The organism is Bernardetia aquimarina (assembly GCF_042180575.1).
In the GTDB taxonomy this organism is placed as follows: domain Bacteria; phylum Bacteroidota; class Bacteroidia; order Cytophagales; family Bernardetiaceae; genus Bernardetia.
Map to the genome: position 1 here is coordinate 216969 of NZ_CP170094.1, position 26319 is coordinate 243287.

Genomic DNA, 26319 nt, shown 5'->3' on the forward strand with positions numbered 1-26319 from the left:
CAAAATTCCGATTTCTTTCTAAATCACAAAAAAAGTCCTACAAACCATTTCTAATTTGTAGGACTTTTTTGTTTATCTATTTTGTCATTACTTGTATGTTACAAGCAATAAAAATTCTTAAAGTGATTCAGCAATTTGAGCAAATTCTTCTTCTGTTACTACTTTTTCTTTAAGAGAAACTGACTCACGGATAGCTTGCATAGAACGGTTACGCATCGCCTGTGTAGCAATTTGTTGATAATGTTTTCCATCTTCTGCACGAAGGAAACTCTCAGCCATGTTATCCATTTGAGCTTCTGGAAGTTGCATTCCACCACCCATACGCATCATCATGTTTTGAACTTCTTTACGAGCTTCAGCCATAATATCGTCTCTAGTGATTTCTACTTCTTTGTCTTTCAAAATACGATTCTGAATAAGTGACCATTTCATTTCTTTGATGAATTCTGGATACTCTTCTTCAATTTGTTCTTTTGTAAATTTGCCTTCATTAGCAAACTCTAACCAACGCTTCAAAAACTCATCTGGAAGATCAATTTTAGTCTTTTCAATTAAATCTCTACGAAGGTAAATATCTGTAAGAGCTTCTGCTTCTTTTGCATAATCTTCTTTCAAACGAGTCATGATTTCAGTACGAAATTCTTCTTCGTTCATTACTTCTGGTTCTGTTTGCTCTTCGAGTTCCTCTTGAACTTCTTCTCCTTCTGTTACTAATTTTGGCTCAACTGGCTTATAAGCGCCTACTTTTTTGAAGAATTCTTCGTCCATTACAGCAGGAATACGGCGTGTAATGCTTTCTACTAGCATTGTAAATTCACCTGAAAGTTTGGCAGCATCTTCTTTTTCTAAACCTAAAGCAAAACCTCTTTCTCTTTCATTTGGAAGAGCTTCTACCATATCAAAAGTGAATGTATCGCCTCCTTTTACACCAATAAATTTATCTACTTGAGATTCAGCTAATTTATTAGTTGGAATAAGTGTTTCTACTGAAAAAGATTTTGTTTCATTTCCTTCTTCATCTTTGCTCATTTGGAAAATCTCACCATAAACAAAATCATCTTTCTCAGATTCTTCTGGATTTTCTACGCTTCCAAAACGAGTACGAAGGTTGTCTATATATGTATCTACTTCTTTTGTAGTAATATCAATTTTATAGTTATCAGCTACTACTTTTTCAGAAATATCATAATCAAAATCAGGAACTAAACCAATTTCATACGAAAAAGAAAAGTCTTTTGATTTTCCAAAATCTACTTTTTCTGCTTGTGGAACGGGTGCGCCCAACAAATCTAATTTTTCTTCTTGGATATAATTGCTTACTCCTTTAGTTACTACATCATTTACTTCGTCCATTCTCACTTCTTTTCCTATCATTTTTTTGACCAAACTCATAGGAGCTTTCCCTGGACGAAAACCTTTAATAGAAGCCTGTTTGCGATAATCTTCTAGTTTCTTATCAAATTTAGCTTTGTAATCTTCTTCTACTACTGAAACATGAATAAAAGCATTTGTTTCGCTCTTTTTTTCTAACTTAATTTCCACGATAGTCTATAAATTTGGGAATTACTTTTAGTTCAATTACAAATTACGAATTAAGTACATACAAGTAACCTAAATTGTAATTCATAATTACCTTCTAGCAATTCTGCGTGATGAAATGAATTATTTTGTAAAATCTTAAAACCTTTGACATAAAGGAAGAAGGATAAATTAGAATCACTTCTATGAACTCCTTAGTTTAGCAAAAATTTTTATAAACAAAAATTTCTCTTATTTAGGCAATCAAACTAGATGCAGTTTAAAAGAAATAAGAGAAATTTTGCTTTTATTAAAACCCAGTATTTTTATAATTATTAAATTATAAAAAGTAGTGCGGATGGAGGGACTCGAACCCACACACCTTGCGGCGCTAGATCCTAAGTCTAGTGCGTCTACCAATTTCGCCACATCCGCTTGAATCGTGATACAAAAGTAGGGTATAGAACTCATATATCCAAACTATTACTCAATTATTTTACCTCATTTTAAAAGTTTTTTTTGAGTTAATTGAGTATCAATGTTTTAACAAATATTTTTTTTGACTTTTTTTGAATACTTAATTGATTTTCACTTCTGACTTCTAAAATCTAACTTCTTACTTGGTTTTAGTGAGGAATATTTACATTATTTTTTCCTTCGTCTTCTTCATTTCCTTTTCTAGCCTTTCCAAAACGATAAATCAAACCCACATGATGTGAATATCCAACTTGTGGGAGTGTGGTAAAAGAATAATCTAAACCAAAACTTCCTTTATAATAACCTACTCCAAAATGAGCTAAAAATTCTTCTGTCGTAATTCCTGTTCGAATAAAAACTTCGTTTTCATTGTGATTCACTAATTCATATTCCAATCCTGCTTTAAAAGAAGCTGGGTATTCTGTATCTTTTTCAGTTTCAAAATTTACGGTTACACGCTGAGTAGGTTTATAAGAAATTCCAATTCGCATAATAGTAGGGATTCGTTCATCTTCAAAATCAGAAACTTTTGCCTGATTGATATTAAAAATGTGCATTCCCAAAGTGAGCGTTTCAGAAAGCTGTGCTAATCCTCCCATTTCTAAAGCAAAATTTCGGCTCGTGCCATATCCTTGAATAGAAGTTTGTAAATAATTGGCTTGAATTCCGATACTCATATTGCTGATTTTGTGAGAATAACCAACTGCCAAACGGTGTTCGTTGTACAAATCATCTCCAAAACGAGTAACTCCAATTCCCATTTTTCCATCAAAAAAAGCATCAAAAGTAGCTCCTGCCTGCAAAGTATTCAATCCAGAAAGTGTAAAACGATTGGAATAACCCAAAAAAGCCTCTGTTCCTTTTACATCAGAAAGTGCAGCTACATTATTAAAAACTGCCCAAGAATCTGAAACGGTAAGCGAAGTTCTGCCCATTCCATAGGTTCTTGCACCTGCTTCGATTTGTCCAAATTGAGCAAAACAAGTGGTTTGTATGAAAATAAATAAGAAGAATAGAGATAAAGAGAAGTAGATTTTTTTCATCAGTAAATCAGAATTTTAGCTGTTTGGTAGAATTAAATCCAAAATACGAATTTGTTTGTAAAAATATTCTCTTTTTAATAAACTTTCGATAATCCTACAAAAATTTACTCTGAATTATTTGTTCTAACTCTTGAATAGTAGTAATTTTTTCTGCCTCTTCATCAGTAATGAAAATATTGAAATAGGATTCTACCAAAAAAATCATATTTACATGCATCAAAATATCAAAATCAAAATCGTTATAAAAATTTCTGTGAGGCTGTATTCTTTCTTCTTTTACTCCCAAACTCAATAAAATCATCTTGACATAATGAGTTGTTTTTGAAGAAACTTGAATTGAGCTTTTTATTTGACTTTTTGGTTGCTGCTTTGATACAGGATTTCGAGAAAAAGAAGTAGTACAAAAATTAGTTAGTAAACTTTGATTATATGCGTTGAAATTAGGTTGAGTATTCATAAAATAGAGGAGTAAAATTTGTTTATAAGTAAGATAAAATTTAAAACTTTGTAAGTAGTTTTTTGGTAATCCAAAATAACTCTGACAATAGTTTGATAAAATGCTTGTTTTCTAAACTATTGACAGCCTTGTGAAAGGACTGTCAAAGTTTAAAAAAACATTATTACATTTCTTTTGCAAGCTCTAGTTCTTGTTTAGAATCTTTTCCTTTTGCTCTCCAATTTTCAAACTTTTCAGTCATTCTATCAGAAACCAAATAAGCAATCGGAACAATAATAAGTGTCAAAATCATTGAGCTGATAAGTCCTCCAATAAGAACCCACGCCAAACCATTTTTCCACTCCGAACCTGCACCACTTGCAATAGCAATCGGAATCATCGCAATTACCATCGCAATCGTTGTCATCAAAATTGGTCTAAAACGTTCCATTGTTCCTTCAATAATAGCTGCTCGGCTTTCCATTCCTTCTTTTTTGAGTTGGTTTACAAAATCGACAATCAGAATTGCATTCTTTACTACCAATCCTACCAGCATTATTATTCCCAAAATAGAGAAAATACTAAGGTTTTGCATAGCCATTGCTAGAGCCAACAAAGCTCCAATAAGCGCAACAGGTATTGAAAACATTACTACAAAAGGTTGAATCCAGCTATCATAAAGAGCCACCATAATCAAATAAACAAGTAAAAGCGAAGTAATAAGAGCTGTTCCTAAAGAACCAAATGCCTCTGCTTGATTTTCTAAATCTCCTCCTGAACTTACTGTAATTCCTGCTGGTAAGTCTAATTTTGCAATGGCTGTCTCAGTATCAGCACCTACTGTTCCTACTGGTCTTCCAATAACGTAAGATTCTATGGTAAGTGAAGGTATTTTGTCTTTACGTTCTAGGCGAGAAGCTCCTGTACTTTCTTTAACAAGTGCAAATTGAGAAAGTCTAATTAGCTCTCCTTTATTATTCAAAAAGGTAAGTTCTTTAATGTCTTTTTGATTTTGACGTTCGAAGGCATCTAACTGAACACGAATATCATATTCATAATTATCTTCACTAAAACGAGTATCTGTATTTCCTGTGAAGGCATTTTGCATAGTTGCTCCAACAATATCCAATGTAAGACCCAACGAAGCCATTTTTTCTCTATCAATAGCAACATCTATTTCAGGATTTCCACCTTCTACGGTTGGCTCTACTTCTGAAGTTCCTGCTACATTTTTCATTGCAGTTTGTATATTTTCACTAGCTTCTAACATTTTATCCAAATCATTTCCTTGTAAAGTAATTTGAATTGGAGCTTCTGTTGCACCTGCAATCATACCAACAGGTTCTGCTGTAAACTCTGCGCCAGCAATTGTTTTTTTGAGTTCTGTCTTTACACTACGTGCGTACTCTTCAGAAGTCATGTTGCGTTCTTCTGCTGCCACTAATTTTACACTTACTTCTGATAAATAGGAACTTGTTGCTCCTCCACTACCTTTACCAATAGTTGTAAAAACATTTACGACATCAGGATTTTCTAATAAATAATTTTCTACTTCTCGTGTAACTACATTTGTTTGTTCGATAGGTGTATCTTTTGGCATTTCTATATTAATAATAAATTCTCCATTATCGCCCTGAGATGCAAATTCAGCACCTATAAATCCACCTGTTACAAGTAAAAATGAAGCTGCAACCATTGCAAAAATTACGATTGAAGTAATTATTTTATTATTTAATGTCCATACCAAAATTGTTTGAAATCCGTCTTTTATAGCATTAATAAAACTTTCAAACCAAATCAAAGGAACATCAAGAATATTTGATTTTTTGAGGTGCGTAAGTTTTGCAAAACGAGAAGCCAAATAAGGTGTGAGTGTAAAAGAAACTAACAAACTAATAAGTGTTGCTGCCACTACTACAAGTGAAAACTGTCTTAATAAATCGGCTACAATTCCTGAAACCATACCAATAGGCAAGAAAACCACAATAATAACAAGAGTAATCGAAACAACTGATAAACCAATTTCTTTCCACGTTTCTAAGGCTGCTTGTCTTGCTGATTTTCCTTTTTCCATATACATTTGAATATTTTCCAAAACTACAATACTATCATCAACCAAAATACCAATTACCAAAGAAAGAGCTAACAAACTCATCAAGTTCAAGGTAAAACCAGCTACACTCATCACTGCAAAAGTTGTGATTACAGAAACAGGAATTGCAACCATTACAATAATTGCATTACGAATAGAATGTAAAAACAGAAGCATGATTACAGCAACTAAAATAACAGCAATTACCAAATCGTGTGTTACGGCATCGGCAGCTTCCATCGTAAAAATAGAGGAGTCAGAAGCAATGGTAAAATCTAAGTTAATATCAGCATACTCTGTTTTTAATGTTTCCAAACGCTTTCTAACTTGCTTACTTACTTCTACTGTGTTTCCATCAGACTGTTTTGTAATCTCAATTCCTAGAGATGTTTTTCCATTAATTCTTGAAATGGTAGAAGTTTCCTTTTTTGTATCATATACTTCTGCTACATCTTTCAAAAATATATTCGAACCATCTGCCATTGTTGTTACAACTAAATCTCTCAGTTGGTCTAAACTTTTGATTTTTCCTGATAAACGAACCGAAATATCTTGTTCATCATTTTTCACACTACCTGTTGGAAAGTCTAAGTTTGCTGAAGCAATAGCTTGAGAAACCTGTAATAAAGAAAGATTGTAATAATTTAATTTATCACCATTTACGTTTACATTAATTTCTCGCTCTTCTTTTCCTTGAATGTTTACTTGTGCAACACCTTCAATTCTTGCCAAATCTGAGGTAATTTTATTCTCAAAAAGACTGGTAAATTCTACTTCATCCATATCAGAAGTTGCTCCAATACGCAAAATAGGCATATCATTTAAAGAGAATTTACCAATACTTGGGTCTTTGGCATCTTCTGGAAGCTCTGAAACAATCGCATCAATTTTGGATTGTGCATCTTGTACAGCTTTATCAATATCAGTTCCGTATTTTAACTCAACTGTAACAAGAGAATAACTTTCTTGAGAAATAGAATTTATTTTATCTAGATTTTCCAATGTAGAAACTGCATTTTCTATTTCTTTAGTAACCGAACTTTCTACTTCTTGGGGAGAAGCTCCTGGATATAAAGTTGAAATAGATAAGACAGGCGAATTAATTTCTGGCAATAATTCATACGTAAGTGTACTATATCCTTGTAATCCGAAAAATACAAGAACGGTAAAAAGCACCAAGATAAGCGAAGGTCTTTTGACGGATAATTCTGTAATTGACATATTTTTTTTGTTTATGGTGTCGCTCGTGGGACACAAGCAACGGGTATTTTTTGTTCTTTAAATGACTTTACCATTGCTCGTGTCCTCACGAGCTATTTTAAAAAAGCTACTTTGAAGTAATTGATTTTGTGTTCATTGTCAAATCATTTTGATTAATAATATTGACTTCTTTTCCTTCACTAAGATTTATTTGTCCACTTGTTATGACAATATCGTTTGATTGTAAACCATCTAAAATTTCTACTTTATCTCCTACAATTTCACCTACTTGTACAGTTTTGTAGCTTACAGTTTTTCCACCCTTATTTACTAGATATACTTTTGGAGATTGAACACTTCCGACAATAGCTTTTCTAGCAACATATAATTTTGATTGTTTTTGTGTAGAATTATCATTTGTAGAGTTGATTTTTACAGTTCCATACATTCCCGGTTTTAAAGGCGTTTTTTTAGGATTAGGAAGTTCGATTTCTACTTCATATTTACGTCCTGCATCTGCTTGAACACTAATTAAAGTTACTTTTCCTTCAAAAACAGTGTTTGGATAAACTTCAGTTGTAATATCTACAGATTGTCCATTTTTGATTTTGATAACATCTTGTTCTCCTACTTTTACAACCATTTTGAGTTTGTCAATATCTACAACAGTTGCGATAAGTGTTCCTGCTGATGCAAAACTTCCTTCTTCTACTTTTATCTCTTTGATAATTCCAGCCATTGGCGAACGAGCCGTAGAATATTTGAGTTGTTGTTCTATATTGGTAAGGTTTGCTTGTGTAGTTTGATAATTTAATTTTACTTCTTCATACTGTTGCTGACTTATTGCCCCTGCTTTTGAAAGTCTTTCATAACGCTCAACATCTTTTTTTGCTTTTGCTACTGTTGCATGAATACTATTTAATTGTGCTTGAATAGCTGTATCATCAATTTTTGCAATAGCTTGATTTTTAGAAACTTGCTGACCTTCTTTTATAGAAAGTGATATAAGTCTGCCTTGTCCTTCGGCAATAATATCTAATTCTTTTTCGGCTTCAAATGTTCCTGTAAGATTGATGTTACTGTCAAAGTGAATTTGTTCTACTTTTGTAGCACGAACAGGAATACTTTTGATTATTTCTTCTGTCAAAGCTGCATTTTCATCAATGGTTTCTTTGTTCGTTTTTAGAGTAAAGAAAATCCAAACAGCAATAGCAAGAGTTACAGAAATAGCGATAATAGGAGTTGTGTACTTTTTCATTTTTTGAGTAATATGAGAGAATGTTATATTTTTTATTGTGTGTTCAGTTCCTCAGAACTGAATGAAAATGCTTCCTCAGAAGCGTGATATTTTTTTATAAATGACACTTCTGAGGAAGCGTATTATTTCGTTTTTGAGAAAACGAAAACACATTACTTAGCATTTCTAATTAGTTCGGCTAATTGCCCACTAGATTTCATAAAATCTAATTCTGCCAAATTAAGTTGAAGTAATGAAGTCAAATATTGTGTTTGTGATTCTTTAAGGCTAGTTTCTGCATCCAATAGTTCGGTTAGTGGAGCAACTCCTTCTTGATAGGAAAGGCGAGTAACTTCATAAAGCTCTTCAGCAAGATTCATATTTTCTTTTTGTGTTTCTATTAGTGTTCTGTTTTGCTTTAGTGTTTGAGTGGCATTATTAAATTCCATTTGAATAGAATTAACCAAATTCTGACGGTCAAAAGAAAGTTGATTTTGTGCTACAATTACTTGTTGTGCTTGATGCTTTTTTCTAAAACTATCAAAAATTGGAACACTCAAATTCAATCCAATAATTCCGATATTTGAGCCTTGAATTTTATATTCTTCATTTCCAGAAAAAAGCTGGTCAGTTTGTCCTTGCCAACCATATCTAACAAAAGTAGAAAGAGAGGGAAAATAACCTGCGTTTACATTTTCTAATTCTAAATTTTTGAGTTCCATTTGTTTGTTTAACAGCCTCAAGTTTGAATTTTGATTAATAGAAAGTTCTTCTACTAGCATATATTTAGGCTTTGTATCTTCCATTTTCTCAGCATCTTTAATTTCAATCTTTAGTTCCTTTTCAAAAGGAACTCCCATATACATTTTCAAAAGATTGAGTTGTTGAATCTTTCCTATTTCTATGTTTTGCTTTTCACTCAATAGATTTATACGATTTACTTTTAGCTGCGTAACATTGATTTTTTTGATAATTCCTTCCTCCAACTGAATTTCTGCAATCTTGATAAGTTGGTCTATTCTATCCATATTTGCATTCAAAATTCCTTTTTGTTTTTCAGTAATTTGAAGTTGCATATAGGTTTGAGCCACATTATAAACCAAATCTTCGGTTGTTTTGAAAGTATTCAATTCTGTAAGTTCTTTTGAAGTTTTGGCTGCTTTTATTCCTGTAAAATAAGATTTGCTAAAAAGAAGTTGTTGTAATTCTACATTTCCAGTAATATTATTAGCTACTCCAAACTTAACAGGAATAGTTGTCCCTGCTGGTTGCCCAACAATTTCCCCAGGTAAAAGCTGTTCTGCTAAAGCAAAATTGTAATTATATTGCCCTGTTCCTGTTATTTGGGGCATTCCTTGTGTTTTTACTTCTTTAATTTGTGCTTCTGTTGCTTTTTCTTGTAGTGCTACACTTTTCAAGTTTGGATTATTTTCTACGGCAAAACGAAGACATTCCTCTAAAGTCATTGGTTTGTCTAAAATAGTATCAGTTTGTTGTGCAAAAACAACAGAAGTAGAAAATAGAAATGAGAAAAATAAAAATGAGAAATAAATTGAGTTTTTCATTGTGAATGATTTGTTTAGTAAGTCTATATGTCTCTCGTGGGAAACGAGCAACGGTAATATTAATTTGTTTTTAGTTTTAATTTATTTAATCAGTTCTGAAATTAAAGAACTAGCTATCTTTAAAAAAAAGAAAAATATAATTTTCCTGATTGATTAGTTTTGATATAATTGAATAGTTCTGTATAAAGAGAACTAGGTGTTTTAAAAAAAATGCAAAACGCATTTTTTCTATTCTATTTTTTATTTCTTTTTGCTTCCCATTGGGTAACAAAATCTTTTAAACAAGTATTCATTTCTCTATGAAAATCTATAATTTCTTCTAGTTTTTCATTAAACTTAGGAGAATCTAACTCTGAACGATATTGCAATACATTTTCTGTAAAATCTCGCATTCCTTCAGCATATTCTAGTTTTCTCTTCATTTCTAAAAGCCAGCCATCTGTATCTACTTGAAAATAACGTTTTCTATCACCACTAAAAGTAATATATTGTATCATTTTTCTATCAGTCAAAAATTTTAATGCTGTACTGATAGCACTTTTACTGGCTTTCAGAAATTCTTGAATAGCATAAAAATCTTGATAAGTAGGGTCAGATAACAACAAATACGCAAATACTCTTCCGTGCATAGGAGTAAATCCTGATTGTTCGAAGAAAACACCCATTTCTTCCACCATTGTTTCTTTTTGATGAATTTTTTCTTCTGGAGTTAATTTTGTCTTTTGTTTTTCTGAACTCATATTTTTATCTATAAAATTTGTGTGCTACTTATTTTTCTATTTATTCTAATTGATGGCTCAAAGGTAAGTAATGTTTTTTAGTTCTGCAAATTAAGAACTAACTATTTTTACGGATAATTTGAAATTAAGTTGTTTATTTTTGTATTTTTTTTACCAAATCATTTGATAATCTATCTCACATCAAAAACACTACAAAAACTTTTAAAAATAGGAAATTTAGTAAGTTCTAGTTTTTCACCAATTTCTACTAATTTTTTGTATTCTACTTGAGAAAGTAAAGGTGTTGTAGTAATTTTTTCTTCTTCCAAAAAGAGCAAAACTAAAAATTTCACCAACACATAAGGCGCATTCAACGCATCATTTTTCCAGTTCTGACTTACTGATTTTTCTTCATGTAAATGCTGCCAAAGGAGTTCATTTTTTTTTAGTGAAGAATACATAGCTGTTTTGATGGCTTCATAAAAACCATTTTCCCAACGTTTAAAATCCTTTGTGAGTTGCTTTAAGGCTGCCAAAAGTGGGTCATTGGTACGAAAAGCATCTTCCTGACGAGAAAGCATACGAGCTTTTTTGGTCAGACTAAGTTCTTCGAAAAGACTAATACTTCCATTAGCAAGTGCAATCGCAATCGAAGGAGCAAGCAGAGTAAGCGCAAAAAAATCTTTTTCATCTAAAGGACGAATTTCTGTATAAGCAGAAAAAAAATCACTGCGAAGAGAATCCAAAGGTTCTCTAACAGATTGATTTTGCAGTAAAATGGAAAGTTCACTTTCGTTTAGCATTGTAATTTAAGTTGTTCGTATCAAAAAGAGCAAAATAATATTTTTTATTTATTTGCATTTAACTAATCACTAACCACTATTTACCTTTTTTATCTTCCTCTTTTTTTTCGTCTTTATTTTCTTTTCTACCAAAGACAGACAAATGAACATAACGTTGTGGATGTTCTCTCAAATCGATGAGTAACCTATCCAAATCAGAAACTGTATAATTGAGTTGTTGATAGAGTGAATCGCTATGAATAAGTTTGCCTAATGTTCCGTCAGCATTATTTATTGACTTGGTAGTTTTGTTTAATTCTGCTAAAAGTTCATTACTTTTCTTACTAATTTCCTCAAACTCTAATTCATTTAATGAATCTGCAAACTTATCTAGTTTAGCAATAATAGGTTTGAATTGTGCTTCTGTATCTTTTAAAGACGAAGTAAGGGCTGCTAAATTAGCTGTAATATTTTTGAGTTGTTGGCGATTATCTTCCAAAATACCATTAATACTTGCTGTGGTCATTTTGGTATTATCTAATATTTCATTGATTGTTCCACTCATAGCTTCATATTGAACTAACATATTTTTCAAAACTAAAGCCGTTGAATCTATATTTCGTGCCAAAGGCGCAGCTTTTTCGGCTATCATATCTGTTAGTCCTAATTCTACATCTCCTTTTAGAGTGTCTCCAGATTCTAATACTTTTCCTTTTCCAAGAATAAGATTAATCTGTTTTCCTCCCAAAAGCCCTCCATCAGCAAGCATAGGAACAGAACCTTCTGTAACACCAATATCTTTTTTGATTTTTAGTGTAACCATCAATTTATTTCCTTTTTCAGGAAGCAATTCAATTCCATCCACACGACCAACAGCATACCCATTGACAATGACTTGATTAGAGATAGTCAGACCATCTATGTCATCATAAAAAGTATAAAAGGTATTATCGCTACTAAAAAAATCACGCCCCTTTAAAAAATTAAAACCTAAATACAACAATGCGCCAGCCACTATAACTAGCAAACCAACTTTAAATTCTTTGGATATATTTTTCACAAAAAAAAAGTAAAAATTTTATGTTACAATTAAAAAAAATAGATTACCTAAACATTTATTAATCTTGTTTGGAATCTTTTTACAGAACGTTTCTTTGTTGGTTTTGTTTAATACAGATAAAAACTCTTGAAAAAATAAAACCTATTCCCACAAATTTAAAGGTTAAATGATAGAATGAAAATTATTTTAAACAAATTTAGACATGTATTTTTATCAATACTTTTTCTTATGGCTTTTTTCTACCTTTGTTCATTAATTATCTACTACAAAATTATTCATTATTGAATCTATGGTTTTAAGTATCGAAACTTCTGTACATATTTGTTCGGTTGCCTTGCACGACATAGAGGGAAATCTACTTGCTTTACACGAACTTCACGAGCAAAGAAAACATGCCGAACGTCTTACACTTTTAGTAGAAGCTGTTCTGAATACTACTCAAACTAAGTTTTCAGACTTAAAAGCCATTGCAGTTGGTTCTGGAGCAGGCTCTTATACAGGATTACGCATTGGTGTTTCGACGGCAAAAGGGCTTTGCACAGGCTTAGGCATTCCACTCATCGGAATTCCATCTTTGCAGGCTTGGTCGGCTTCTATGGTAGATTTAGCAAATGATTTGAGTAATAAAATTTCAAAAAAAGACGACAAAAACAAAACAAATTACCTTCTTTGTCCTTTAATGGATGCTCGCAGAATGGAAGTTTTTACAGCCATTTTTGATACTGAACTGAATTATATCTTAAAAGATACAGCTTTAGTCATTGATGAGAATAGTTTTAAAAATGAGCTTTCGAATCATAAAATTCTCTTTTTTGGAGATAACGAAGAAAAACTAAAGAAATGTAAAGCAGTGATAAATAACTCAGAAGAAAATAATAATGCTATTTTTATTTCAAATAAATTACCTTCTGCTAGAGAAATTGGAAAACTAGCTGTTCAAAAATTTAATAATCAAGACTTTGAAGATTTGGCTTACTTTGAACCTAACTATGGAAAAGAATTTTATACAACAGCTAAAAAATTATCTGTTACCAATTATGAGTAACCAGTTAATTCCTATGTTCCGATTCATAATGTCCATGTCCTAATGCCTAGCTCCCTTATTTCCTCAATGAAAAATTATGTCTTTCTCTTTTTGGCTTTCTCACTTTTGATAGGGTTGTTTTCTTGTGTGCCTACCAAAAATCTTGCGCTTGATGAAGAGTTATTGTATAATCAAAAAATAGAAGGAACAGAAAAAGTAGATTCGGATGAATTAGCTGTTTATTATCGTCAGCAACCCAATAGACGAATTTTGTCTCTTCCGATTACTCCTTACTTATATTTTTATTATGTAGGAAAAAGTAATTATACCACTCAAGATTCATTAAATTTCATAGCAGATAAAAGGAAACTAGAACTAAAATACGATAAAAAGTTAGCTGAATATGAAAATGCAACTACTCAAAAAGAAATCAATAAAAGAAATAGAATCAGAAATAAATATGATAAAAAATTAATTAAAGCAAATGATAAAATAGAAAATGGAAACTGGTTTATGCGCTCATTAGGAGAAGAACCAGCCATTTTTGATACAACTCTCATGCAACAGACGGCCGACCAAATGAACTTGGCTTTGCGTCAGAAAGGATATTTTTCGAATACTGTAATTCCAAAAATTTCTTATCACAGAAATGATTCTCAAAAAGTAATTGTTACTTACAAAATACATGAAGGAAAGGCACAACGTATTCGAAATATTGATTATCAAATTCAAGATTCTACCATTCAACACCTTATTTTTTCTGATAGTAGTAATCGACTTTTTAATCAAAAAAATAAATACAATGAATCCAAATTAGCAGCAGAAAGAGAGCGCATAACCACTCATTTGAGAAATAATGGCTATTTTGATTTTACCAAACAGTTTGTTTTTTTTGATGTAGATTCTTTGATACAAGATGCACCCTTTCAGTCTGATATTACGATTGCTATCGAAAATCCTCTGCCCACAGCAACACAAAAAAACCGAAAACACAAGCGTTTTGTGGTAGATTCTGTCAAAATGATTATTGATGGAAATGTATTTGGTGCAGTTCAGAGTACACCTGAGCGTTCGAAATATGACAGTATAAAATATGTAGAATATGAGCAAAATTACTCAAAAAGAGTACTGAATAACAAAATTCAACTTCGCCCCAATAAATATTATAACCAAGAACATGAAGCACAAACGCAGCGTTCGCTTACTCAACTCAACATGTTTCGTTTTGTAAATATGCGCCACGATACCACTGGAGGAAAATTTATAACTACTATTTTTGCCAACTCTCATACAAAATACAATCTTTCTTTAGAAGGAGGAGTAGGAATAAATGTAAGTCAGATTATTCCGGGTCCTTTTTTTAGTGTTTCTTTATTGAATAGAAATACGTTTGGAGGAGGCGAACTTTTGGAGTTTAATGGGCGTGGAGCTATCGAATATCAAGCAGCTATTCAAGGATTAGATGTAAACTTAAATCAAGCTCTACGAACTCAACAATTTAATTTTAGTACAAACCTTACTCTGCCTCAATTTGCTTTTCCATTCTCTAAAAAAATACAACAACAACTTGGAAAGTATAATGCCAGAACGCAGTTTCAGATAGGTTTTGCAAATACCGACCGACCCGAATATACACGTACAAATGCCGAATTTGCGATGCGTTATAATTGGAATAAAGTACCCTATAAAACTTATCAAATTGATGCTATTGATATTTTATTGACCAATACTACACGGATAAATGGAGCTTTTTTAGAAAATTTGGAAGAATTAGCTGCTAATGGAAATAATCTTATTTTTAACTTTAGTCGTTCGCTTACTACTACACTTGGAGGAAGTTATATTTATAATAATAATTTATCTGATAGAAAAGTTGCTCATTATTTTAGGCAATTTTTTGAGTATGGAGGTACATTTTTGAGCTTAAATAATACAAATCGCTTGGATTCTACTCAAGTACTAAGTGATACACTTACCTTTTCTCGTTTTGTCAGAACAGATACAGATTTTAGATATTACAAACCTGTTGGCAAAAAAAGTGTGTTGGCATATCGTGCTAGATTAGGAATTGCAAAACCTTTGGGCAGGGAAAGTATTCTTCCTTATGAAAGATATTTCTTCGTAGGAGGTGGAAATAGCCTAAGAGCATGGCGACCACGAAGATTAGGACCTGGATCATATTCTCCTCGTCTTCCAAATGGTGATTACGATACTCGTTTCGAACAACCAGGAGAGCTGCTTTTAGAGCTTTCTTTTGAATGGCGAAGGGATTTGATGAAATACATAGAAACAGCAGTTTTTTTTGATGCTGGAAATGTTTGGATGATTTCAGAAGACAAGGCACGCCCCAATTCAGAGTTTGAATTTAATCGTTTTTGGAAGGAAATTGCACTTAATACAGGTTTAGGGCTACGATTAGATTTTTCTTTTTTGATTGTTCGTGCTGATGTAGGTATTAGATTATACGACCCTACACTTCCACTTTCGGAGCGTTGGGTAGGCAATAAACTCTTTCAAAGTCCGTTTCAAAATTCGGCTGTCAATATTGCTATTGGATATCCTTTTTAAAAAAGTCAAATTTTCGTTCTCAAAACAAGTTCAAAACTACGTCCGACCATTGGATAAAAAGCCATAGATTGATATTGATAATTAAAAATATTCTGACAATTTAGTTCTAAAACAAAACTCACTTTTTTGTAATCAATATTTTTCCCTAAAGACAAATTAGCCAAAAAGTAAGAAGGTAAATATTCTGTATTTGTCGTGGTGGTAAAACGTCTGCCTACAAACTGCTGTTCTATTCTCAAAAACTGACTTTTATAGGCTGCATAAATAAAACTTTTTTGCTGATGAAAAGGCGTATAAATGAGTTGTTTTCCTTCCGATTCATCTAAATCTCTAATTGGTTTTAAGTTTTTCGAATTGGTATAAGTATAGGAAATGTTCGATTCAAGAATAAAATTTTGAGTAGATTTTTTGAAAAATAAATTACTTTCAATTCCCTGTGAAAAGACAGAACGCAAATTTTCTGGTCGCCAATAACCAGCCACAGCAGGAGACCACAAAATCCAGTCATCAATATTAGCCCAAAAGTAAAGCGAAAAGAAAGAAAATTTTGTAATGTTTTTATCACTTACTTTATTTATAAAATGATAATTCATTGAAAATTCTCCATTCCAACCTTCTTCATTTTTCAGATTCGGATTACCGACAGGAAACCAATATCTATCATTCAAGGTAGGCGCACGAAAATTACGAGCTGCATTTACTTTGACTTCCAAATTATTTTTAATAAAACTAATTCCCAAAGAAGGCAAAAAGGCTTGAAACTGATTATCTAAAACAACTTGACGAGCTAAAAAATTGGTTTGAAAAAACTTTGAAGGAGAATATTCTGCCGAAGCAAAAATGCTTTGCTGTGCTTGTGTTTTTGTATCTTGATAACCATCTACATCAGCAAAATCTTGTCTTAGTCGAATTCCTGTTTGTAAAAGTAGTTTTTGATGAGGAGCATATTTTATTTCTGAAAGCAAATGATAGGATTGATTTTTTGTCTTCGAAATAATATCAGAAATTTCATTTTTATACTCTAGAAAATCATACAAATAACCTGCTTTTGTACTAATTTCAAAATTTTGTTTTTTGTATTTCCATTGTAACAGATTACGAACAGAAAAATCGTCTTGTGTTTCTTTATTTATAGGAACTGTTATAGGTGGTGGAAGTTCTCTACTTGCATCTTGCGCCCAAAAATGATAAGAAAATTGATGATTTGAAAGTTTACTTGTGTTTTTTGGTAAGAAGTAAAGTTCTTGAACAAATCCTTTTTGCGCTGTGGCTGCTCGTTTTCTAGTAAATGTTTCTTTGTTGTAATTATAGGAATAATTATTTTTTGCTGATTTATAAAAAAGACGACTGGTAGCTTTTATATGTAATCTTTTAGAATTTGATAAAGAATAAGAACTCATCAAAAGCTGTTTGAAGGTCTGAAAACTTCCTATGGATTGAATCCAATTTAATGAAAAATCTTTTTTATCATTACTTATTAAATTTTTAGGATTATGATTTAAAGAAATTCCACCTCCAAAACCACCTTCTCCATACCTCAAACTTGCTGCTCCATAATGAACATTTACCTCATCCAATAATCCAACAGGAAAAAGCGAAAAATCAACTTGTCCAAGTGTAGGAGAATTAAGTGGAACTCCTTCCCAAAAAACCTGTGTATGTCCTGCACTTGTTCCACGAAAAGACGGAGAAGCAAGCCCCGAAATGCTATAAAACTTCAAAAAAATAGGTGTTCTGTACGATAAAAGTCTGCCTAAATCAGAAGTCTGATAACTTGCCATTGCCAAAGAATCCAGTTTTTGAACTTCAAAACCTGCTGCTTTTTCTTCTAAAGAATTAGATTGAATTTCGACAGCATTCAACTGAATGACAGAATCTTGTTCGGAATTAGTTTGGGCAAAAATAAAATGATTGATAAATAAAAATAACAGAAATAAAGGAATAGCTTTTGACACGAGGATTTTTTTAAAATAGAAATCTATTGTTTTTATCCTCGTTGACAGCTTCATTTGAGCCTCAACGACGGTTTACTTTATTTGTAACCGTCAACGAGGTCAAGACCGTCGTTGAGGACTGTAAAATTACAATTTTTCTATAAACTCTTTACATGCCTGTGCAGGATTTTGATGCTTCATAAAATATTCTCCCATCAAAAAACCTTGAAAACCTTTTTCTTTGAGTTTCAAAACTGTTTCTATATCTGACAAACCACTTTCAGAAATTACGACAAAATCATTTTTACTTTCATTTTCCTTCTTAATAACTTGAATTTCATCAAAAAGTCGCATTGATTCCTCAATATCAACTGTAAAAGTTTTCAAATTTCTATTATTTACACCAACAGCATCTACTATATGAGCAATTTCTTTGACCTGTTCTAGTTCTTCTCTTGCATGAATTTCTAGCAAAATTTCCAAACCAAGTTCCTTTGCTTTTTCGGCAAGTTCTAGGCATCTTTTAGGAGAAAGAACGGCAGCAATAAGCAAAATTAAATCTGCTCCACTCGCTTTTGCACGATAAATTTGAAATTCATCTATCATAAAATCTTTTCTCAAAATAGGAATTTCATTATACGAACGAGCAATTTCTAAATCGCTTATTTGCCCTCCAAAAAATTCTGTATCAGTCAGAACTGAAAGCGCAGAAGCACCAGCAGAAGCATAACCTTGTGTAATTTCAATGACATCAACAGAATCATTGATTATTCCTTTTGATGGAGATTTTCGTTTAAATTCGGCAATAACTCCAGAACCATTTTTTATAGAGTTTTTGAAAGAAATTGTTTCTCTACTAAAAAAAGGCTGTTGTTTTAGGCTTTCAATAGAAATTTCTTTTTTGAGTAAAGCGATTTCTTTGTGTTTGTGAAGGATTATTTTTTCTAGCATTTTTTTCTAGTTACTTGAGATGCACGACTGTGCATCTGTACATTTATTTTTAAGCAAATTGAGGTGAAAGCTTTAATAATTTTTGAAGTGATTCAAAGGCTTTTCCACTTTCTAAGGATTCTTTAGCTGTCTGTTTTGCATCTTCAAAAGAAGTTTCCTTATTTGTGTTTCTAAAAGAAGTTTGAAGTGCAATAGCAGAATTTGTCAAAACGACTTCTTTTTGTGCTTCTGTTGCTTCATTTTTCAAGACATTTAAAAATATCTTTGCAGCTTCGTCTATTGTAGTTCCTCCTTCAATTTGATTTGGATTCAAAATATCTGTTCCCAATTCTTTTGGAGAAATAATAAATTCACCTTTATTAGAAATCATCTTGAAAGGAGAAGTAAGCGAAATTTCATCATATCCAGCCAAAGAATGTACAATCGAAAACTGTGAACCTTCTTGTTTTTGGTACAAATACGCATATAAACGAGCCAATTCCAAACTAAAAACACCAATCATTTGACGTTTTACAAAAGCAGGGTTTACCATAGGACCTAGCATGTTGAAGAACGTTTTTGTTCCCAAACGCAAACGAATAGGCGCAACAGCCTTCGCAGCAGGGTGAAAAAGAGGCGCATGTAAAAAACAAATATTTGCTTCCTCAATTTGCCTTTGTAAAACAGATTCATCTGTCGTAAAAACTACGCCCAAATGTTCTAGTACATTCGACGAACCACAAGGCGAAGAAACGCCATAATTTCCATGTTTGGCAACCTTCACACCTGCACCAGCCACAACGAAAGAAGTAATCGTCGAAATATTAAAGGTATTTTTGCCATCGCCACCTGTTCCACATAAATCTATCGCATCATAAGCCGACAAATCTACACGCAAACACGTTTCTAGCATCGCATCACGAAAGCCCAAAAGCTCATCCACCGTAATACTTCGCATATTAAAAACAGTCAAAAAAGACGCAATTTGTAGTTGATTATATTCTCCATTTGCCATTTGTAGTAAAAGATTTTTTGCTTCTTCTCTTGTAATGGTGTGGTGTTCATATAAGTGATTTAGTATGTTTTTCATTTGTTTTGTTTTTTATTTATTTTTATTACTATATGAAACAATATTGAGGTAAAAAAACTCAAAAATGCAGAGTCTAAAAGTGCATAATTAAGGTAAATACTTTCGCTTGGTTCTGTAAAAGATATACTCCAAAATTCTTGAAACCAAAGACTGAATCTATCTAACACATTATTATCAACTTCTACATACCAAAGCATAAAACCTACAAAAAAATAATTTAAAAATGATAACAGGAGACATAGGTTAGGTCTCGTTTTAAGTTCATTACTAAAAAATAAAGTATATAAATTAAGCCAAGATATAAAAGCAAAGAAAATTATAAGTATCAAATTTGATTCAAAACTATAAGTATTGTTTGTTATTAAAGCACTAGTCAAATTGATTACTTCATATAATATCAATATTGCTAAAGGTACTATCAAGTAGCTAAAAACAAGATAATTACTAAGGCTCATTTTACTTCGTTCTAGTAAACGTTTTGCAACAATGAATATAATTACATTAATGCTAATTACCATTATAAATTTTCCTACAACTTCTTGATTATTATTGGAAGAAACATTAAGAAAATTGGATGTTTTACCTAACAAAAAAACTTCTGCAATAAGTAAATTAACCATTATCCCAATAGTAAAATCTTTATAAGAATTAATTTCTGACATATTTTTGAGGTAGTTATTTAATTAGACCTTAGCCACCGTTTCTTTTTCCAACCAATTTTTAATAATCGCTTTTCCTTCTGGTGTAAGGATAGATTCTGGGTGGAATTGAATGCCTTTGAGTTTATATTTTTTGTGAGCAATCGCCATAATTTCGCCTTGTTCATCTACGGCAGTTATTTCAAAATCGGCTGGCAAACTGTCCTTTTGAATAACCCAAGAATGATAACGCCCTACATTTATTTTGGCTGGAAGTCCTTCAAACAGGCTGTCTTCTGTCAAAACTTTGATAGGCGTAGCAACTCCATGATAGACTTTTGAAAGATTTTCTAGCTTTGCGCCAAATGCTTCTCCCAATGCTTGATGTCCCAAACAAACACCTAGCATATCTTTTGTTGGTGCAAAATGACGGATAATTTCTAATAATTTCCCTGCTTCTGACGGAATACCACCACCGGGAGAAAGTAAGATTTTATCGAATTTTTCTAGTTCTCCTAGTGTTACTTCGTCGTTTCTAAAAACGGTAATTTGTGCTTGTTGTTCTTTATTCGTTGAAAGTTCGCTAGTTAGTTCTCTCAAATAATGAACTAAGTTATAAACGAAAGAATCGTAATTATCTATGACTGCTATTTGTTTCATTTTTTTATATTTTGAATATGGTTTTGTCAAAGGCAAGCCTTTGACCTACAATGAGATATTTTAAAAAATTCGTAATTTTTAATTCGTAATTGAATTAAACAACTATTTCTTCTGCTAATTTTAAGGCTTTTCGAAGTGCAGCCAGTTTATTTCCCACTTCAGCAAGTTCATTTTCAGGAACAGAACTTTCTACAATTCCTGCGCCTGCTTGGAAATAAAGTGCATTTTCTTTGCTCAAAAACGAACGAATCATAATTGCATGATTATAATCGCCATTGAAACCAATAAAACCAATCGCACCACCGTAATAACTACGATTTTCGGGTTCGTATTTATGAATCAGAGAAAGAGCATTCGGTTTTGGAGAACCTGAAAGCGTACCTGCTGGGAACGTATCGGCAGCAATCTGCAAAGGAGAAACTTCTGGTAAAAGTTCGCCACTCACTTCAGAAACCAAATGAATAACGTGAGAAAAATACTGAACTTCTCTAAAAACATCAACATTTACATTTGTTCCATTTCTACTCAAATCATTTCTTGCCAAATCAACAAGCATAACATGTTCGGCATTTTCTTTGGGGTCGTTTTGAAGTTGAACAGCCAAGGCAGCATCGGCAGAATCGTTTCCTGTTCGTTTGAAAGTTCCTGCAATCGGATGAATAGTTGCTTTTCTATTTTTGACCACTAATTGAGCCTCTGGAGAAGAACCCATTAATTTGAAATTGCCATAATCAAAATAAAATAAATAAGGCGAAGGATTTACGCTACGCAAAGCACGATAAACATTAAAATCATCGCCTTCAAATTCTTGTTTGTATCTTCTTGAAAGAACCATTTGAAAGACATCGCCACGCTTACAATGGGCAATTCCTTTATTTACATTATCCAAATAATCCTCATCAGACATATTTGAAGTTTCGTTTCCTTCTTTTTTAAATGTATAAGTAGCTGCATTTTTGTTTTGTAGTGTTTCTAATACTTTTTTGAAAGTCGGTTCATTTCCTTCTTTATTTTCTAATTGATGCTCAAAAATATGAAGTTCGTTTTTGAAATGATTAATTGCAATTACATATTTAAAAACATGATATTGAATTAATGGAATTTTGATTTTCTCTGTTTTTGGTTCTTTTACTTTCTCAAAATACTTAACAGCATCATACGTAGTATAGCCGAAAAGTCCGTTTGTAATAAAATTTTCTTTGCTCTTTTCTGCTTTAAAACATTTTGAGAATTTTGTGAGAGCTTCGGTTACTTCTGCTGAGTTTTCAATCGCTTTTTCTGTAGTGCTTCCATCTGGAAAAGACTGATAAATCGTTTCGTTTTCTACCTTAAAATTTGCTATCGGTTCGCAACAGATATATGTGAAGGCATTTTGGTTGCCATGATAATCTGAAGATTCCAACAGAAAACTCATTGGATATTTATCTCTTAGTTTTAGATAAATTCCGACAGGCGTAAGTGTATCAGCTAAGATTTTTTGAGTAAAGGTTTTTAATTTGAAATTCATAGGTTTTTAGTGGGTATGTCGTCGGTGGGGACACCGACAACGGCGAGGATATTTTTTTTATTTTTAAACAAAAAAAGACTTATCACTTTTTTGCGATAAGTCTTTTATATATAAATCAAAGATATAATTTTCTGTATTTTCCTAGTTTTTAGTTTAGGTTCAGAATGCACACGACTTATCGCCTATATTTTTGATATAGTGCCACCACCATGCAGAATTTGCAGAAGTAGATAGATAAGTGATATTTAAAATTGTGTTTTTCATTCTGTTTTTTTTGATAGACAATATTTTATTTTGGTATATTTTTGATTGTCTTTACGCAAATCTACAAAAGTTTTTTGAGTTTGCAAGGATTTTTTTAATTCTACTCAAAAAAAATATTTTCACAATAAAAAACATCTAAAATTTAATTCTTTATCAAAAATTTCTGAACTTTACAGATTAATAGAATTGTTAGAAACTAAAAGCGAAAAATCGCAGAAATTGATATTACTGTACAGACATACAGTTGTATGTCTAACTGATAACTGAACAAATGAAAGAACTTAGCAACACCTACCAACCCACCGAAATAGAAGACAAGTGGTATGAATACTGGCTTGAAAACAAATTTTTTGAAGCTCAAGTAAATCCTGAAAAAGAATCTTATACTGTCGTTATTCCTCCACCAAATGTTACTGGTGTCCTTCACATGGGACACATGCTCAATAATACCATTCAAGATATTTTGGTGCGTCGTGCCAGAATGCAGGGGTTTGAGGCTCTTTGGGTACCAGGGACAGACCACGCATCTATCGCTACGGAGGCTAAAGTAGTTCGTTTGCTTCGTGAACAAGGAATCAAAAAATCTGACCTTACAAGAGGGGAGTTTTTGAATCATGCTTATGAGTGGAAAGACAAGTATGGTGGGATTATCTTAGAACAACTCAAAAAATTAGGTGCAAGTTGTGATTGGACACGTACAGGTTTTACGATGGATGAAGGCTATTATAAAGCTGTAATTCGTGTTTTCGTTGATATGTACAAAAAAGGCTATATCTATCGTAGCCTAAGAATGGTAAACTGGGATTGTGAAGCCCAAACCACTATTTCAAATGAAGAAATAATTTATAAAGAAGAAGGCGAACAGGCATTTTTGTATCACACAAAATACGAATTAGAAGAAGGTGGAACAATCACAATAGCAACACAAAGACCCGAAACAATTATGGGAGATGTTGCCATTGCAGTAAATCCAACTGATGAGCGTTTCAAGCATTTGGTAGGCAAAAATGCAATCGTTCCTTTTATTGGTCGCAAAATTCCAATTATTGCAGATGAGTATGTAGAGATAGATTTTGGTACTGGATTATTGAAAGTTACGCCAGCACACGACCCAAATGATTACGAAATCGGACAAAGACACAATTTGCCAGTTATTGATACAATTAATGACGACGGAACACTAAATGAGAAATGTGAAATGCCAGAAATGGTAGGAAAAGACCGTTTCTTAGTTCGTAAACTGATTACAAAAAAATTAGAAGAAGCAGGTTTATTAATCGAAAAAGAAGAGGTTGTTTCAAGAATTGGTCGTTCGGAACGTACAGGAAGCGTTGTTGAGCCAAAACTTTCTTTGCAATGGTTTATCAAAATGAAAGATATTTCTGCAACAGCTTTAGAAGTTGTTGAGAAAGATGAAATCATTTTACATCCTGCAAAATTCAAAAATACGTACCGTCATTGGATGGAAAATGTAAGAGATTGGTGTATTTCTCGTCAGCTTTGGTGGGGACATCAAATTCCTGCTTATTTCTATGGAGAAAATGATGATGATTTTGTTGTAGCTGAAACGAAAGAGGAAGCTCTGCAATTAATTAAAGAAAAAACAGGTAAAGAAGTTACAGAAAACGACATTCGTCAAGACGACGATGTTTTGGATACGTGGGCTTCTTCGTGGCTTTGGCCTATCGCTGTTTTTGATGGATTCAATGATGAATGTTTTGATAAAGAAACAGGAAAAATTGATTTATCTAAAAATAAGGAATTAGACTTTTTCTATCCGACACAAGTTTTGGTAACTGCGCCAGAGATTCTTTTCTTTTGGGTAGCCAGAATGATAATTGCAGGGTACGAATATACAGGCAAACGACCATTTAAGGATGTTTATCTGACAGGAATTGTAAGAGATAAGCAAGGCAGAAAAATGTCTAAATCATTAGGAAATTCGCCTGACCCATTAGATTTAATCAAACAGTATGGTGCTGATGGTGTTCGTGTAGGAATGCTTTTTTCTTCTCCAGCAGGAAATGATTTGCCTTTTGATGAAAAACTTTGTGAGCAAGGAAGTAAATTTTCTAATAAAATATGGAATGCTTTACGTCTTTTACTTTCACTTGAAAAAACAGAGGAGGCAATTCCACAAGGAAATCAAGTGGCAATAAATTGGTTTGAAGCAAAACTAAACCAAACACTGGCAGAAATTGAAAATAACTATAAAGAATATCGTATTTCGGATTCTCTTTTAGGAGTTTACAAATTGATTTGGAATGAGTTCTGTTCCAATTATTTAGAAATGATAAAGCCTGCTTATGGCTCTCCAATCGATAAAGGAACATACAACAAAACGATTGAGTTTTTTGAAACACTCATGAAGATTTTGCATCCTTTTATGCCATTTATTACAGAAGAAATTTGGCATATAACAGGTGAAAGAGCAGAAAAAGATGCGATTATCGTCGCAGAATATCCAACACTAAAAGAGTTTGATACTGCTATTTTGAGTAAAACAGAACAAGTTTTTGAAGTAGTTTCTCAAGTTGGAAAGGTAAGAAATGCTAAAAATATTTCTCCAAAAGAAAAACTAGATTTGTTTGTAAAAACATCTGATGCTGCTTTTTATGATGAATATCTTTCTTTGATTCAGAAACTAGCAGGAGTTGATAAAATCAATTTTACAGACGAAAAACCAAATCCAGCAATGAGTTTTGTAGTAAAAGGAGATGAGTTTTCTGTTCCAGTTCAAATTGATGTAGAAGAAGAACGTCAAAATTTAGAAAAGGAAATCAAATACGCAAAAGGTTTCTTAGTTGGTGTTGATAAAAAACTTTCGAATGAGCGTTTTGTAAATAATGCAAAACCAGAAATCATAGAAAAAGAACGCCAAAAGAAAGCTGATGCAGAAGCCAAAATTAAGGCATTGGAAGAGGCTTTGATGAGTTTGGTTTGACATAGTTAATAATATACGAACAGTTTATTCACTATTAAACTGTTCGTATAAATCAATCAGCACAAAAATAATTTATTTATGTTAGCATTCACCTTATATGGATTACACAGCTTATTTATGAATTATTCACTCTACTTTTGCCGTTTTATGGCATAGGATTTATTGTTTCTATCATATCTTTAATTGATATTTTAAAAAATAAATTTGAAGATAATGATAAATTAATTTGGGTTATTGTGGTTTTGGGAAGTAATTTTTTATTTATTTTTAATATCGTTGCAAATATTTTGTATTTCGAAATAGGGCGTAAACAAAAAATAGAATAGAACTTGATTGGTCTTTTTTTATGGCTTCTATTCCTTCAATAAATAGCTAATATACCTCAAAAGTTCTATATGTTTTGTATTGAGTAAGCTATTTTACTTTTTATCAGTAAAATGGATAATTACCCCCAGTCTAATTCTTTTATCAATCGCATGTTTCTTGGGAGCTGCCGAACAAAGTTCAGTTCTTATGCTAATTGTTGGGTTATATTATCTATACTTAGCTTTACTACTTCCCATTTCTAAAAAATTAAAACACTTAAAAAGAAACTCAATCAACTAAACTGTTGATTTGAGAAGCCTAGCAT

Annotated in this window: 18 protein-coding genes and 1 tRNA gene; 3 read left to right on the forward strand and 16 right to left on the reverse strand. The window is 32.2% G+C overall.

All coding sequences use genetic code 11. The features are described from left to right. Nucleotides 1–117: 117 nt before the first annotated feature. The 10 genes from ACE193_RS00890 to ACE193_RS00935 form a co-directional block, all read right to left on the reverse strand. A complete protein-coding gene (locus ACE193_RS00890) occupies nt 118–1542 on the reverse strand; it encodes a trigger factor (RefSeq protein WP_375561143.1) in 1425 nt (474 codons plus the stop codon). Between the two features lie 329 nt (nt 1543–1871). After that, nucleotides 1872–1953, reverse strand: a tRNA-Leu gene (locus tag ACE193_RS00895). Between the two features lie 191 nt (nt 1954–2144). Then, nucleotides 2145–3038, reverse strand: a complete 894-nt coding sequence (locus ACE193_RS00900; RefSeq protein ID WP_375561144.1) for a hypothetical protein — start codon at nt 3036–3038, stop codon at nt 2145–2147. A 94-nt stretch (nt 3039–3132) separates the two neighbouring features. Continuing rightward, complete coding sequence (locus ACE193_RS00905; RefSeq protein ID WP_375561145.1) at nt 3133–3495, reverse strand: acyl carrier protein; 363 nt, start codon at nt 3493–3495, stop codon at nt 3133–3135. Nucleotides 3496–3658: 163 nt separating this feature from the next. Then, nucleotides 3659–6787, reverse strand: coding sequence for an efflux RND transporter permease subunit (locus ACE193_RS00910; RefSeq protein ID WP_375561146.1), 3129 nt, complete (start codon nt 6785–6787; stop codon nt 3659–3661). 106 nt (nt 6788–6893) lie between these two features. Continuing rightward, the gene (locus ACE193_RS00915; protein WP_375561147.1) at nt 6894–8024 is read right to left on the reverse strand and encodes an efflux RND transporter periplasmic adaptor subunit; all 1131 of its coding nucleotides are present in this window, start codon (nt 8022–8024) and stop codon (nt 6894–6896) included. Between the two features lie 152 nt (nt 8025–8176). Then, nucleotides 8177–9568, reverse strand: a complete 1392-nt coding sequence (locus ACE193_RS00920; protein WP_375561148.1) for a TolC family protein — start codon at nt 9566–9568, stop codon at nt 8177–8179. 233 nt (nt 9569–9801) lie between these two features. Beyond that, nucleotides 9802–10308, reverse strand: coding sequence for a GbsR/MarR family transcriptional regulator (locus ACE193_RS00925; RefSeq protein WP_375561149.1), 507 nt, complete (start codon nt 10306–10308; stop codon nt 9802–9804). A 170-nt stretch (nt 10309–10478) separates the two neighbouring features. Next, nucleotides 10479–11090, reverse strand: coding sequence for a hypothetical protein (locus tag ACE193_RS00930; RefSeq protein WP_375561150.1), 612 nt, complete (start codon nt 11088–11090; stop codon nt 10479–10481). 76 nt (nt 11091–11166) lie between these two features. Next, nucleotides 11167–12129: an MlaD family protein gene (locus tag ACE193_RS00935; RefSeq protein ID WP_375561151.1), complete on the reverse strand. Its 963-nt coding sequence runs from the start codon at nt 12127–12129 to the stop codon at nt 11167–11169. Nucleotides 12130–12418: 289 nt separating this feature from the next. Here ACE193_RS00935 and tsaB point away from each other — a divergent pair, with 289 nt between their 5' ends. Both tsaB and ACE193_RS00945 read left to right on the forward strand, forming a co-directional pair. Continuing rightward, nucleotides 12419–13174 (forward strand): tRNA (adenosine(37)-N6)-threonylcarbamoyltransferase complex dimerization subunit type 1 TsaB, encoded by a 756-nt coding sequence (gene tsaB, locus ACE193_RS00940; protein ID WP_375561152.1) that lies wholly within the window; start codon nt 12419–12421, stop codon nt 13172–13174. Nucleotides 13175–13240: 66 nt separating this feature from the next. Next, nucleotides 13241–15721 carry a BamA/TamA family outer membrane protein gene (locus ACE193_RS00945; protein WP_375561153.1) on the forward strand — a complete coding sequence of 827 codons (2481 nt, stop codon included), beginning with the start codon at nt 13241–13243 and terminating at the stop codon, nt 15719–15721. Nucleotides 15722–15726: 5 nt separating this feature from the next. Here the strand turns inward: ACE193_RS00945 and ACE193_RS00950 are convergent, their stop codons facing one another. The 6 genes from ACE193_RS00950 to ACE193_RS00975 form a co-directional block, all read right to left on the reverse strand. Further along, a complete protein-coding gene (locus ACE193_RS00950) occupies nt 15727–17676 on the reverse strand; it encodes a TonB-dependent receptor domain-containing protein (RefSeq protein ID WP_375561154.1) in 1950 nt (649 codons plus the stop codon). A gap of 126 nt (nt 17677–17802) precedes the next feature. Further along, a complete protein-coding gene (gene trpC, locus ACE193_RS00955) occupies nt 17803–18606 on the reverse strand; it encodes an indole-3-glycerol phosphate synthase TrpC (RefSeq protein WP_375561155.1) in 804 nt (267 codons plus the stop codon). Between the two features lie 49 nt (nt 18607–18655). Continuing rightward, nucleotides 18656–19675: an anthranilate phosphoribosyltransferase gene (trpD, locus tag ACE193_RS00960; RefSeq protein WP_375561156.1), complete on the reverse strand. Its 1020-nt coding sequence runs from the start codon at nt 19673–19675 to the stop codon at nt 18656–18658. Continuing rightward, entirely contained in the window at nt 19672–20337 is a 666-nt protein-coding gene (locus ACE193_RS00965; RefSeq protein ID WP_375561157.1) for a hypothetical protein, read from the reverse strand. Before ACE193_RS00965 ends, trpD begins: the two co-directional genes overlap by 4 nt. Nucleotides 20338–20358: 21 nt before the next feature. Further along, the gene (locus ACE193_RS00970) at nt 20359–20973 is read right to left on the reverse strand and encodes an anthranilate synthase component II (RefSeq protein ID WP_375561158.1); all 615 of its coding nucleotides are present in this window, start codon (nt 20971–20973) and stop codon (nt 20359–20361) included. Between the two features lie 94 nt (nt 20974–21067). Continuing rightward, entirely contained in the window at nt 21068–22480 is a 1413-nt protein-coding gene (locus ACE193_RS00975; RefSeq protein WP_375561159.1) for an anthranilate synthase component I family protein, read from the reverse strand. A 535-nt stretch (nt 22481–23015) separates the two neighbouring features. Between ACE193_RS00975 and ACE193_RS00980 the strand changes: the two genes are divergently transcribed. Continuing rightward, complete coding sequence (locus tag ACE193_RS00980; RefSeq protein ID WP_375561160.1) at nt 23016–25688, forward strand: valine--tRNA ligase; 2673 nt, start codon at nt 23016–23018, stop codon at nt 25686–25688. The last annotated feature ends 631 nt before the right edge of the window (nt 25689–26319 follow it).

Bases quoted from the DNA above. Each gene is read 5' to 3' on its own strand.
- ACE193_RS00900 (WP_375561144.1), bottom strand. From the start codon at position 3,038: ATGAAAAAAATCTACTTCTCTTTATCTCTATTCTTCTTATTTATTTTC.
- ACE193_RS00905 (WP_375561145.1), bottom strand. From the start codon at position 3,495: ATGAATACTCAACCTAATTTCAACGCATATAATCAAAGTTTACTAACT.
- ACE193_RS00910 (WP_375561146.1), bottom strand. From the start codon at position 6,787: ATGTCAATTACAGAATTATCCGTCAAAAGACCTTCGCTTATCTTGGTG.
- ACE193_RS00915 (WP_375561147.1), bottom strand. From the start codon at position 8,024: ATGAAAAAGTACACAACTCCTATTATCGCTATTTCTGTAACTCTTGCT.
- ACE193_RS00920 (WP_375561148.1), bottom strand. From the start codon at position 9,568: ATGAAAAACTCAATTTATTTCTCATTTTTATTTTTCTCATTTCTATTT.
- ACE193_RS00925 (WP_375561149.1), bottom strand. From the start codon at position 10,308: ATGAGTTCAGAAAAACAAAAGACAAAATTAACTCCAGAAGAAAAAATT.
- ACE193_RS00930 (WP_375561150.1), bottom strand. From the start codon at position 11,090: ATGCTAAACGAAAGTGAACTTTCCATTTTACTGCAAAATCAATCTGTT.
- tsaB (WP_375561152.1), top strand. From the start codon at position 12,419: ATGGTTTTAAGTATCGAAACTTCTGTACATATTTGTTCGGTTGCCTTG.
- ACE193_RS00945 (WP_375561153.1), top strand. From the start codon at position 13,241: ATGAAAAATTATGTCTTTCTCTTTTTGGCTTTCTCACTTTTGATAGGG.
- trpC (WP_375561155.1), bottom strand. From the start codon at position 18,606: ATGCTAGAAAAAATAATCCTTCACAAACACAAAGAAATCGCTTTACTC.
- trpD (WP_375561156.1), bottom strand. From the start codon at position 19,675: ATGAAAAACATACTAAATCACTTATATGAACACCACACCATTACAAGA.
- ACE193_RS00965 (WP_375561157.1), bottom strand. From the start codon at position 20,337: ATGTCAGAAATTAATTCTTATAAAGATTTTACTATTGGGATAATGGTT.
- ACE193_RS00970 (WP_375561158.1), bottom strand. From the start codon at position 20,973: ATGAAACAAATAGCAGTCATAGATAATTACGATTCTTTCGTTTATAAC.
- ACE193_RS00975 (WP_375561159.1), bottom strand. From the start codon at position 22,480: ATGAATTTCAAATTAAAAACCTTTACTCAAAAAATCTTAGCTGATACA.
- ACE193_RS00980 (WP_375561160.1), top strand. From the start codon at position 23,016: ATGAAAGAACTTAGCAACACCTACCAACCCACCGAAATAGAAGACAAG.